General features: G+C 40.2%; 13 protein-coding genes and 1 other annotated feature. Of the genes, 12 read left to right on the plus strand and 1 reads right to left on the minus strand.

Features of this window, described 5'->3' with window-relative positions; translation table 11 throughout:
* Positions 1-244: 244 nt before the first annotated feature.
* From CSV63_RS03515 to CSV63_RS03530, 4 genes are all read left to right on the plus strand, one after another.
* Positions 245-787 (plus strand): GNAT family N-acetyltransferase, encoded by a 543-nt coding sequence (locus CSV63_RS03515; RefSeq protein WP_099694571.1) that lies wholly within the window; start codon positions 245-247, stop codon positions 785-787.
* Between the two features lie 311 nt (positions 788-1,098).
* Positions 1,099-1,299, plus strand: a complete 201-nt coding sequence (locus CSV63_RS03520; protein ID WP_085130578.1) for a cold-shock protein — start codon at positions 1,099-1,101, stop codon at positions 1,297-1,299.
* A gap of 213 nt (positions 1,300-1,512) precedes the next feature.
* Positions 1,513-1,986 (plus strand): peptide-methionine (S)-S-oxide reductase, encoded by a 474-nt coding sequence (locus tag CSV63_RS03525; protein WP_099694572.1) that lies wholly within the window; start codon positions 1,513-1,515, stop codon positions 1,984-1,986.
* Between the two features lie 132 nt (positions 1,987-2,118).
* Positions 2,119-3,927, plus strand: coding sequence for a M3 family oligoendopeptidase (locus CSV63_RS03530; RefSeq protein ID WP_099694573.1), 1,809 nt, complete (start codon positions 2,119-2,121; stop codon positions 3,925-3,927).
* Positions 3,928-3,983: 56 nt separating this feature from the next.
* Here the strand turns inward: CSV63_RS03530 and brnQ are convergent, their stop codons facing one another.
* Positions 3,984-5,285, minus strand: coding sequence for a branched-chain amino acid transport system II carrier protein (gene brnQ, locus CSV63_RS03535; RefSeq protein WP_099694574.1), 1,302 nt, complete (start codon positions 5,283-5,285; stop codon positions 3,984-3,986).
* Positions 5,286-5,524: 239 nt separating this feature from the next.
* Positions 5,525-5,776: a binding site (T-box leader), on the minus strand.
* Positions 5,777-6,205: 429 nt separating this feature from the next.
* Here brnQ and CSV63_RS16880 point away from each other — a divergent pair.
* The 8 genes from CSV63_RS16880 to CSV63_RS03570 all read left to right on the plus strand — a co-directional run bounded on the left by CSV63_RS16880 (position 6,206) and on the right by CSV63_RS03570 (position 12,200).
* Positions 6,206-6,340, plus strand: coding sequence for a hypothetical protein (locus tag CSV63_RS16880; protein ID WP_255408902.1), 135 nt, complete (start codon positions 6,206-6,208; stop codon positions 6,338-6,340).
* Positions 6,341-6,342: 2 nt separating this feature from the next.
* A complete protein-coding gene (locus tag CSV63_RS03540; protein WP_099694575.1) occupies positions 6,343-6,648 on the plus strand; it encodes a monooxygenase in 306 nt (101 codons plus the stop codon).
* Between the two features lie 37 nt (positions 6,649-6,685).
* Positions 6,686-7,423, plus strand: coding sequence for a pirin family protein (locus tag CSV63_RS03545; RefSeq protein WP_099694576.1), 738 nt, complete (start codon positions 6,686-6,688; stop codon positions 7,421-7,423).
* 370 nt (positions 7,424-7,793) lie between these two features.
* Positions 7,794-8,390, plus strand: coding sequence for an NADPH-dependent FMN reductase (locus CSV63_RS03550; protein ID WP_099694577.1), 597 nt, complete (start codon positions 7,794-7,796; stop codon positions 8,388-8,390).
* Between the two features lie 150 nt (positions 8,391-8,540).
* Positions 8,541-9,065 (plus strand): YceI family protein, encoded by a 525-nt coding sequence (locus CSV63_RS03555; RefSeq protein WP_099694578.1) that lies wholly within the window; start codon positions 8,541-8,543, stop codon positions 9,063-9,065.
* Between the two features lie 197 nt (positions 9,066-9,262).
* On the plus strand, positions 9,263-9,616 hold the full coding sequence (locus CSV63_RS03560) for a hypothetical protein (protein ID WP_099694579.1): 354 nt from the start codon (positions 9,263-9,265) through the stop codon (positions 9,614-9,616).
* 165 nt (positions 9,617-9,781) lie between these two features.
* Positions 9,782-10,606, plus strand: coding sequence for a conserved phage C-terminal domain-containing protein (locus tag CSV63_RS03565; protein ID WP_158233906.1), 825 nt, complete (start codon positions 9,782-9,784; stop codon positions 10,604-10,606).
* 130 nt (positions 10,607-10,736) lie between these two features.
* A complete protein-coding gene (locus CSV63_RS03570) occupies positions 10,737-12,200 on the plus strand; it encodes an MDR family MFS transporter (protein WP_099694581.1) in 1,464 nt (487 codons plus the stop codon).
* The last annotated feature ends 65 nt before the right edge of the window (positions 12,201-12,265 follow it).

Below are 12,265 nucleotides of genomic sequence, written 5' to 3' on the forward strand. Positions count from 1 at the left end.
TGTGTCCGCTCCTCGTCTATCTATGTATTTCTTCCATTATAACATGTATGCCATTTCCCATAATGCCTTCATGTGGCTTTCTAATATAGAAAGAAATCAACGCGTAGATTCAATGGATGGGACTATCGGTGTTTTTTAAAAGTATGTAAGAAGCATGTTGTGATATTATACTGGTAGTGTGCAAAGCGTAAAGGTGATACATATTCATTAGATTGAAAAACGTTGAAATCAGGAGGTGAAGGTAATGAATATTGAATTCATCACATTAACCGAACCAACATCCATGCTTGTGAATACGCTCAATCGATGGGGGAATGACGTGAAGTTAAAGTCATTGTCTCAACCTAATCACAGTAAAGAAGAATTGGAAAGAGTAAATGTTTTGACTCTAGAAGATGTACGCCGTCGGTTAGAATACCAACATATATTCCTGATTTATTTGGAAAACCGGCTCATCGGTGAAATGAGCTATACCGTGGACCCCGATCATCTGTTTGATAAGGAGTTGGAAACGGCATGGATCAGTATTTCCATTGGTGAGCCTGAATGCCGTGGGTTAGGAATTGGTTTTATCGCTTTAACGTACTTGGAAGAGCAAATTAGAAAGCGTGGTCTTCAACGAATCGAGCTAGGCGTGTTTGAATTTAATACACCCGCTTTGAAGCTTTATAAGAAGTTAGGGTATCAAGAAATGGGACGCATAGAAAACTTCACGTATTATGATGGAGAAATGCGAGCTGATATTCGAATGGAAAAACGTATTGGAATTAATTTTCCTGGCAACTAAGACGTCACAACATCTGCAAAAGATAGTACATGAGCAACCAAATGGGCTAAAGTGATTTTAAAAGTCTACTTAAACAGTGAAACCAAGCGCGTTTTCAGATGTAAAAAAGAAGAACTACAAAGGTTTATTTTAAGAAAGAAACATTAGGGTTGCTTTTTTATTTAATGTCTGTTATATTTAAAGAGTATTATCTTTGTTCTTTTTCAGATCGAGAATATATTTCATGGAAATATATTTTGTTTTTCGTCTAAAGTTTTGAGCAAGTATAGTAACATCATTGTGTGGACATCCACACTAGGAGGCAATTAATTATGGAACAAGGTACAGTGAAATGGTTTAACGCAGAAAAAGGTTTCGGTTTCATCGAGCGCGAAGCAGGAGAAGACGTATTCGTACACTTCTCAGCAATCCAAGGCGACGGTTTCAAATCTTTAGACGAAGGTCAAAGTGTAACATTTGAAATCGAACAAGGACAACGTGGCCTACAAGCTACAAACGTTCAAAAAGCTTAATAACAGCTTGAAAAAGACCCTACTTGTAGGGTCTTTTTTTATTTGCTAAAATTTATTTATAGTATATGAAAGAGCTGCTCGGTAAGCTATGGGAATTAACATACGAATTCAGAGTCGCTTCACGTAGGCGATGAACACGGTTACTTTACTTAATAACTTGTTTTTGAACATGCCTATAACAGATCGTGATCTACTCATGAGAGGAGTGTCTATATGGAAGCAGTATACATTGCTGGCGGTTGTTTATGGGGAGTACAAGCTTTTATCAAAACCTTACCTGGCGTGACGTTTACGGAAGCAGGGAGGGCAAATGGAACACTTCATTCCCTAGAAGGTGAGTATGATGGGTACGCTGAATGTGTAAAAACAGAATTTGATCCTGCTGTCGTAACCATTTCGGAATTAATGGAGTATTTATTTGAAATCATAGATCCGTATAGTGTGAATAAACAAGGAGCAGACGTTGGCGAGAAATACAGAACGGGCGTCTATAGTGAAAACCTTGAACACTTGGAAGAAGCGAGAGCGTTTATTACGAAGAGAAATGATGTGGACCGTATAGTTGTGGAGGTAGTACCTCTTACAAACTATGTGAAAAGTACAGACGAACATCAAGACAGATTAGCCAAATACCCAACAGATTATTGTCATATACCTGCGGGGTTATTAACTAAATATGGTTCTTGAAGAATGCGCAGTTGGAATCAAGAAAAATGACAACACCCTATGACGAATTGGTATATAATGGACTCAGCTTATAAAACGGTTTTATTTTAGAAACAAGTGTACAGTAGTGATATATGAGGAGAGTGACATACATTGAAATATAACAACACGTGGGATCTAGAGAGTATTTTTGCAGGGGGAACGCATTCTGAGGAAGTACAAACGAAACTTTCTACTGTCAAAGAAGATATTGCCCGTTATGCAGATCAGTTAAACGCTTGGAACAGTGATCCAGTTAACGATGCCTCTACTTTGCAAGAATTATTAAACAAACAAGAAGTCATCGGTAAAGGTCTCGGCCAAGTAGGAACATTTATCAATATGTGGCGTGACGCCTTCATGGATGATCCATATGCAAGCGTTGTCATAGGCCAGGTGATGGAACTAAGCAGTGAAATCCAGCAGCTCTCCACGATCTTCACGAAAAAATTGGTCGCGATTTCGGATGAAAACTGGCATAAACTTCTTGAAGACGATTCTTTGCAGGTCATCCGGTTCTCATTAAATGAAATCCGTGATGAAGGTAAACGGTTATTATCTGAAGCGGAAGAAAAACTGATTGCGAAATTAAATAAAGACGGTCTTGCCGCGTGGAGTGATTTATACAATACAGTGGGCTCCACGATGTCCGTTCCGTTTACAGATAAAGACGGGAAAACTACAGATTTATCTATCGGCCAAGCTATGAACAAAATGTACGCAAATCCTGATGCAGAAGTGCGCGCGGAACTTTTTGAGGACTGGGAAAAGACTTGGTCTGCGAATGGACCGATTTTTGCCGACATCTTGAATCATTTAGCAGGCTATCGCTTAACGTTGCAAGATGTTCACGGAAGAGAAGGCCATTTAGAAGAGCCGCTTGAATACAACCGGATGTCTGAAGCTACGCTTACTGCGATGTGGTCAGCTGTGGATGCGCAGAAACAAACATTCATTGATTACTTAGGACAAAAAGCGGATTTATTGGGCATGGATCAGCTCGGTTGGCAAGATGTGGCGGCTCCCGTTGCGGTAGGTGAAACCAAGCCGATGCGCTTCACATATGATGATGCCTGTGATTTTATTATTAAACATTTCGCTTCATTTGGACCGAAATTGACTAACTTTACGAAACATGCATTGGAAAACCGTTGGGTGGAAGCGGAAGATCGCCCAAACAAACGACCGGGTGGTTATTGCACGAGCTTGCCTGAATTTGAAGAGTCACGTATTTTCATGACATTCACGGGTTCTCCAAATGATACGAGTACATTGGCGCATGAATTAGGGCATGCTTTTCATAGTCACGTAATGAAAGATTTACCGACATTGAACCGTAATTATGCGATGAACGTCGCAGAAACAGCGAGTACATTTGCGGAAACGATTATTGCCGATGCTACGGTGAAAAATGCTACATCCGTTGAAGAGAAAGTCTCTCTGTTAGCGAATAAATTAGAAGGTGCCACCGCGATGTTTTTAAATATTCGTGCGCGCTTTCTATTTGAGGATCAGTTTTACACGGAACGCGCCAAAGGCATAGTATCAGAAAAACGCTTGAATGAATTGATGGTAGACGCACAAAAAGAAGCATTTGGTGCGAGTTTATCTTCTTATCATCCGCATTTCTGGGCAGCTAAGTTGCACTTCTTTATCGATAGCGTGCCGTTCTATAACTTCCCGTACACATTTGGCTACTTGTTCAGCTTGGGGATCTACGCAGAGTACTTGAAACAACCTGAAGGGTTTGAAGAGAAGTATATTGCTTTATTACGTGATACTGGATCTATGACAGTAGAAGATCTAGCGAAAAAACATTTGGGTGTAGATGTGACGAAAGAAGATTTCTGGGCAGCTGGCATTGCGCTAGTGGCTAAAGACGTGGAAGAGTTTGTAGAATTGACGAATTCATTACGGAAGTAATCCTGAAGACAAAAAATCCCGCTCCTTTTAAAAAGAAGCGGGATTTTCTAGTTGTTTTACGTATTTCGTTGTTTGCCGAACGTATCTAGTATATAACCAGCCACGGCTGCGACGAACGCTGGTACTGCCCAGCCGAGTCCATGTTCGAAAAATGGAATAACGTTTAACCATTCGGTAACGCGATCTGAACTGTACCCCGTGCTAGCAAATACTTCGTATAACGCAAAAACGAATGTGATAAATATAGATAGCCGATACATCATCTTTCCGCCACCCACAACATGTTGGGATAAGGAAAGAATGACGAGTACGATCGAGATCGGATAAATAAACACTAATAAAGGTATGGCCAAAGCTAATATAGCATTCAATCCTAAGTTAGATACAACCAAGGCGAATAATACGAAAATCGCGACATAGGTTTGGTAACTGAACTTCGGATATATTTCATTGAAGAACCTAGAACAAGCATTAATTAGACCGACACATGTTGTTAAACAGGCTAGTATGACGATGATACCAAAGAGAAGTCCTCCGCCACTTGGGAATAACATGCTTGCGGCTGCAGTTAATACTTCCGCACCGTTTCCAAACGATTGTTCTTTTGGAATGGCTTTACCAATCCATCCGAGTGAGAAATACACAACCGCCAAGCCAATACTAGCGATGAAGCCGGCGCCCAACGTGCCTTTAACAAGTTCTGACTTCGACCTCGAACCTTTATCTTTGAGCGCATTGATCACGACAATTCCAAACGCTAGCGCTGCGACAGCATCCATCGTGAAGTAGCCTTCTAAGAATCCATTGACAAATGGAGTGGATGCATAATCTTCTGCTGGAGCTGAAGATATGTTATCAAATTTGATAAACGCTTGGACAACGAGCACGCCTAAAACCAACAGGAGAATAGGTGTTAAAAACTGGCCGATGCGATCGACGATTTTTTTAGGATTTAAGCTGATGTAGTAGGTTATACCGAAAAATACTAGAGAAAATAGTAGCAACGGTAAGTTGCCGTTCACTTCCACGACCTGTTTGAAGCCTAACTCATACGCAACATTGGAGGCTCTTGGAATACCATAAAATGCTCCAATCGACATATAGATGATGACCGCAAAAATCATTCCGAACACTTTATGTACGCGGCTACCCATAGACAATAGCCCGTTATCAGACAAGGCGATCGCCAGAATAGCCATGAATGGTAGTAGAACGCCCGTGATGAGGAAGCCTACAATGGCGGGTACAAAATTAGTCCCTGATTCCAAGCCTAGAAATGGTGGGAAAATCAGATTTCCAGCTCCAAAGAATAAAGAGAAGAGCATGAATCCCGTGAATAGTATGTTTTTTTTACTCACTATAATACCTCCTGATGTTTTTGTGTGTAGAGTAAAATGAAAGTACATAATATATGTGTAATTGCATTTTGAATAGTAAGACTTCGCAAAATATAATGTGAATTATGTCGACTATTTCCCCAACGTGGTTGAATGTATCTTACACATTTCATTGCGTAAGATCGTTTTGATCAATCGGGTGTTTTGTTCATATACCAATATCTCTCCTTTATTTTTGCGCATAAAAAACTCGCCCCCCAAATAGGGACGAGTTTTTACTCGCGGTACCACCTATGTTCCAAAAGCTTTGTAAACGATAAAAACGTTTCATTCTACTTCATCTTACGCTTATATGTTTTCCATGTAACGTTGGAAATCCGGCAAAATTTACTATTTTCAACTTTGCATCTTAGAGATGATTTTCGGATATGCTCAGTCCATCGACTCTCACCACATGTCGACTCTCTGGGGAACGAACTTCATACCGTACTCTTTCTCGTCACTGAATATTATATACTACAATATAATTTAACAGACAACTATTAGAAAGGTCAATACCTTTTACTATATTCGGAATATTAGTATAATATGTTATTTTTTTAAGAGAATTCCTTCATCCAAGATGAGGAAAGACAGTGTTTTATTGGCTGTAGCCTAGTGAGTGTTATTCGTTCTGAGACATCTATACCTATTCAGACCATCCACAGTATATTTAGTTGTCTGGAGACTCCATATGTTGTATAAGCGACAAAACCCAAGTTCTATTGGTGTTGAATATTTTCATTATGGTATAGAATTTGGTTGTAAGCAAATGAAGAACACGTGAAGTAGCGGTAACTCACTGTAATATGCATGCTCTGTAATGCAAACAATACAGGCGTGAAAATTGTAGGTGGACGTCCACTTGAAACGTATGTTGACGGATTAAAAAAGAGTTTGATGTGGAAGGATTACAACCAAAGCAACAGCCAGCACTTTCTAGCGTACTTGAAAAAGTATTTTCATCAAAACATTATCAAGCAAAAGAAATTCTAGGCGAAATCTATTTTACAACTACTGAACCAAAAGGAGAATGAACATGACATACGTCGTACAAGTCTATTTTACAATGAATGGACCATTCGGGGATGAAATGGCGGAAGCATTTGCCGATTTAGCAACGAGTATCAATGAGGAAGAAGGATTCATTTGGAAAATTTGGACGGAAAATCCTGAAACAAATGAAGCCGGTGGAATTTACAGTTTCGAAACAAAGGAATCTGCCGAAAAGTATGTGGAAATGCACACGAAAAGATTGGCTAGCTTTGGGATTACAGACGTGAACGCCAAAATATTTGCAGTCAATTCTACACTTACCGCGATTAACAAAGGTCCCGTAAAATAAATCACTGGAAGTATAGGTATAGAAAGGAGGCGTTTTTTTGTTACAAAAACTTGCAGCAAGTAGTCACTTAAAGCCGTTTACTGGACCATTTAGCATTACACGGGTTCAACCAGGCAACATTCTTCAGGATGAAACGAAAGACACGGCGTTTGGACCATTAGCTATCATTGATCATGCCGTCATGAAAAAAGGTCTGACGATTCGAATGCATCAACACGTAAATGATGAAATTTTAAGTTACATTCGCTCAGGCGTCATGCATCATAGAGATTCAGCGGGTTTTGAAGCAGCTATTGCACGAGGGACGCTCATGATGATGAATGCAGGAGCAGGCTTTTGGCATGAAGAAAAAGTGAAAGAAGATGAAGTAGAAATGCTTCAAATCTTCGTTCGACCGAATGAAACGGACCTTTTACCAGCCATTCAATTTCATGAAAAACCGATTGATCAACAGGATTGGTATGTCTTAGTTGGACCTGAAGGAAGCAAAGCGCCACTGTACGTCAGACAACAAGTCTATATACTAGACGCGCATCCGAAAGCGGGTGAAGTGCTAGACGTTCCAACATATACTGGGCTAACGCCTTTTCTATACGTAATGAATGGTGAGATTACGATGCAACATCTTACAATTAGCAAACAAGAAGCCGTAACGGATTTGGTCGATCCTCTCCCAGCTATCACCGCAAATGTAGACTCGAACCTCGTGTTGTTTTTTGTTGAGATGAATGCACCGATGTCTATGGACGGAACGATTAGTGGAGTAATGAGCTAACGACCGTCGAACAGTAAAAAATTAAAGTGTTGACAATTGAAGTAGACTCGTGATATATTTACAACGAATTCGAGATAAGTTAATTAATTATAATTTTGGTTGAAGTTCAGATTCATACAACTTCATTTTTTTACGATAATATCTCGAATTGGTATTAAATTAATTCAGTTTAATTATAGGAGGTATTTTGAACCGTATCATACATGATTACGTTACAGCTGTAACAAACTATGCGGGAAAACAGAGATTTTTGATTTCACTCTCTCTTAGATTACATCCGTCAATAATGAAATCATCAGTGAAACCATTCGATACAGTAGGAAGCATACCTACAATCAATAAACAGTAGTTGTGAGGAGTCGGAAGTGAAATGGGTTTTTTTAGTACGTTTTTTGGAACAAAACAAGAGGAGGAAATGACTATGACAACATTAAATATTGGTATTATTTTAGGATCCACACGCGAAGGACGCGTAAGTCCACAAGTCGGAGCATGGGTCAAAGACTTAGCAGATCAACGCGGAGATGCGAATTACACAGTGATCGATATCGCAGATTATACATTACCCCTTTTAGGTGAATCAGGTGGAGATGTATCAGGCGTACCGGCTTGGTCAGAAATTATCGCGAAACAAGATGGATTTGTATTCATCGTTCAAGAATACAATCATTCCATTTCCGCTGCACTAAAAAATGCATTAGACTACCTTCGCGTAGAGTGGAACAACAAAGCAGCAGGTATCGTTTCATATGGTTCAGTAGGCGGAGCACGTGCCGCAGAACATTTGCGTGGTATATTAAGTGAATTATCCATAGCGCATGTTCGTGTTCATCCGGCATTATCCTTATTTACAGACTTCGAAAATGGGAAGGATTTCAAACCAGCTGCAGTGCAAGCCGCTTCAGTAGAGCAAATGTTAGACCAAGTAATCCCTTGGAGCACTGCGTTAAAAACCATACGCAAATAATGAACGAGTATATAGACCTTTGTAATGACCATATTAATAAAACGTTTGGCTAAAATGCTAATAATTTCGGATACCATCCAATTGGATGTATGTAATTCGAGATAATTGCACTATATGATGGCCTGAACACAAAAAAAGGAGAGTTTTAACATGACAAAATGGAATGTAGATGCAGCGCACTCAAACGTAGGTTTTTCAGTTCGACATATGATGGTATCCAATGTGAGAGGTAGTTTTACTGGGATTGAAGGTTCAGTTACTGGGGATCTAGACAATTTAACCGATGCGACAATCCACTTCGAGATTGATGTGAATACTATCAATACACATAATGAAGATCGTGACAACCACCTTCGTTCAGCTGACTTTTTTGATGCAGAACAATATCCGCATATCACATTCGATTCGACTGAAATTGTGAAAACAGGTGAAGATGAATATGATGTAACAGGGAACTTGAAAGTGAAAGATGTTGCGAAGAAAACTACGTTTAATGTGACGCGTACAGGTGCTGGAAAAAACCCATGGGGTGTAGATGTAGTCGGTTTTGAGGCAGGGATAAAAATTTCTAGAAAAGAATATGGTTTAACTTGGAACCAAGCACTAGAAACAGGTGGCGTATTGGTAGGCGATGACATTAAAATCACAGTAGAACTTCAAGTGAATCCGGAATAACGCATGGCGAATTCTTATTGCGTAGGCGAAGATCGGCACCTTGTAAATGACCGACGTTTCTCACCGAAATGAGTTTCAGGCGTCTCATCAAGTAAATTATTTTTAAAAAGGTGTATCCTTATTCAAAAAGATCTCTATATAGCTAGTGAAGAGGCAAATAGCTGCCACTTACAACTAGTTAGTAGGGGGATACTATCATGCAAATGATCCATGAACCATTTCTGCAATTTCATCCACACACGGCGGCACAAATCGGACTCAATGAATCGATGTTCTTGCAACAAATCCATGAGCTGTCTTTCGGTCCTCATGATACGGTAGAAGGAACGCAGTGGGTGAGGAGGTCGTATAAAGAATGGCATAACGTGATGAGTTTCTGGTCAATGGCTACGATTATTCGAGCAATTCGAAAGTTGGAGAAGTCCGGTTATATTCGTTCTATGCGACAGAACTTCGGAGAAAAGATGTATCTCGTGGATTACGAAATCTGTGAGTCAAATGCAATATTTCTACTACAACCAGTGAGAGAAGAACTTTTGAACGTGAACTAATGTCTATTACAGGCGAGTGGAGGCTCTATGCTTCCGCTCTTTTTTCGTGCAGTTTTTTAGCGCAAAATTATTTTCAAAACGAGTATCCTTATCCAAAAAGCTCTCTATATAGTAAGTGAAGTGGTGTATGGCTATCACTTACACGCAATGGAGGAGGAATTCAGTATGAAGTTAGTAATCAATGAACAGCCATTACAATTACTACCGTCTCTTGTGCATCTAGTCGGGTTACATGAGGCGTTATTTTTGCAGCAATTGCATTTCCATTTACTCATTTCTAAAAATATGCATGATGGCCATCTATGGGTGTGTAAAACGTATGATCAATGGTTGGAAGAATTTTCGTTCATGTCACAAATGACGATCAAACGCACAATTTATAATTTGGAGAAACAAGGATACCTTATTTCGACTTCTGAATACAACAAGATGAAAATCGATAAGACGAAATGGTACCGAATCGACTATACTCGATTGCCTGTAAGTGCGTTCGTACATGAGCAAGTCACTTGCTCAGAACCGCCACGTGCACCTGTCGAAGTTGAGCAAGTGCACGTGGCGGAATTGGGCAAGCCAATAACTAAAGAACTTAAAGAATCTTTAAAAATAAAGAATAAAGACCAAGTCGAGATGAATCTCGACGTCGCACGTCTTGTCATTAATTATCTGAATGAGAAAACCGGAAAGCAATTCAAAGCTACCTCAGCAGCTACTAAGAAGTTCATCGCTGGCAGAGTGAAAGAGGGCTATACACAACAGGATTTTATACACGTCATTGATCTCAAAGTATCCCAGTGGAATAATCATCCTGAATACCGTGCATACTTGCGTCCGTCGACGTTATTCAACCCGACGAACTTTGAAAACTATTTGAATGAACAACCAGCGAAGCCTATACAAACTACGCAAAACTACGTGCTACATTCTACTGAACTGGATTTTAGTCAAGGAGAAGATTTAGGGAATCTAGCGAGCGTAATGGAAAAATAAATCTTTTTAAAAAAGATCATCACTTTTGGATTCTGAATGATTGACACACCGTTCATAAAAAAGCATGATAAGAGTAAATGAACGGTAACTATACTGCCGAATTCACGTGATCAACGAAAGAGGTTTTGAGATGGAAGAACAGAAATACGAATACTTGGCGGATAACCCAAATAGTAAAGTACTGCCGATTATGTTGGCTCTCATCATCGGTGCATTTTTCGCCATTTTGAATGAAACATTATTGAACATCGCACTCATTACACTGATGGATCAGTTTTCCATCACATTACCGACCGTTCAATGGATGGCTACAGGCTTCATGCTCGTTATGGCAGTCGTCATCCCGATCTCGGCCTTACTAATACAATGGTTCACGACGAGGCAATTATTTCTCGGTACGATGACCGTCTTCACGATAGGAACGATCGTGGCTGCGAGTGCTACGACATTTCCAATTCTATTAACAGGTCGACTGATTCAGGCTGTGGGAACAGGATTATTGATGCCAATCATCTTCAACGTTTTCCTACTCATTTATCCACCACATAGACGCGGTAAGATTATGGGAATCATCGGGCTTGTCATTATGTTCGCACCAGCGATTGGACCTACGTTATCAGGAGTGATTGTGGAATATCTCGGATGGCGCTATTTATTCATCCTTGTCATTCCATTTGCCTTATTTTCTATCGGATTCGGTTATAAATATTTGATCAATATTACAGAAGTCACAAAACCAAAAATCGATTATATTTCATTGGTGTATTCATCGATTGGTTTCGGTTCACTCGTCTATGGATTTAGTTCGGTCGGTGAAAGCGCTAATGGATTTGCAAGTCCTCGCGTATTGTCGTTGATCGGTGTCGGTGTGATCGGAATCGCGCTTTTTGCAATGAGACAACTTAAGTTGAAAGAGCCCGTCATGGATATGCGTGTGTTTCGGTACCCGATGTTCACGCACTCGGTCTTTCTGTTCCTAATTATTATTATGGCGATGTTCGCATCCGAAATTATTTTACCTATCTATATGCAAGGACCGCTCGCACTGAGCGCAGCGACAGCAGGTTTGATCTTGCTGCCAGGAAGTATCTTAAACGGTATAATGTCACCGTTCATGGGGTCATTATTTGATAAATTCGGTCCGCGTGTGCTGATGATACCCGCTACGATTGTGCTCAGTGGGACGATGTTCATGATGAGCCGATTGACGCTCGATACACCTATTTGGGTGGTGGTCACGAGTTATATCTTGCTGATGCTCAGTGTATCTGCGATTATGATGCCGGCTGAGACAAATGGATTGAATCAGTTGCCGAAACGGTTATATCCACACGGCACGGCAGTTATGTCGACGCTACAACCTGTTGCTGGAGCTATTGGAGTATCTGTATTTATTAGTATTATGAATGCGAGACAATTGCACTTCCTAAAGAAATCTACGACGCCTGAAGATGCGTTAACTGCTGATTTGGCTCTCGTAGCCGGTGTGGAACTTGTGTACTTTATCGCATTCGCTATGTCGCTTGTGGCCGTTGTGCTGTCGTTTATCGTGTACCGTGCTACACCGCGAGAAGATATACAGGAAAGTAGTTAATTGAAGATCCTCAACCCTTGTCATAGGGTTGAGGATTTTTACGTCTGCAAACCTATGAAAGTATT

The sequence above is a fragment of the Sporosarcina sp. P34 genome (genome assembly GCF_002743375.1).
In the GTDB taxonomy this organism is placed as follows: Bacteria; Bacillota; Bacilli; order Bacillales_A; family Planococcaceae; genus Sporosarcina.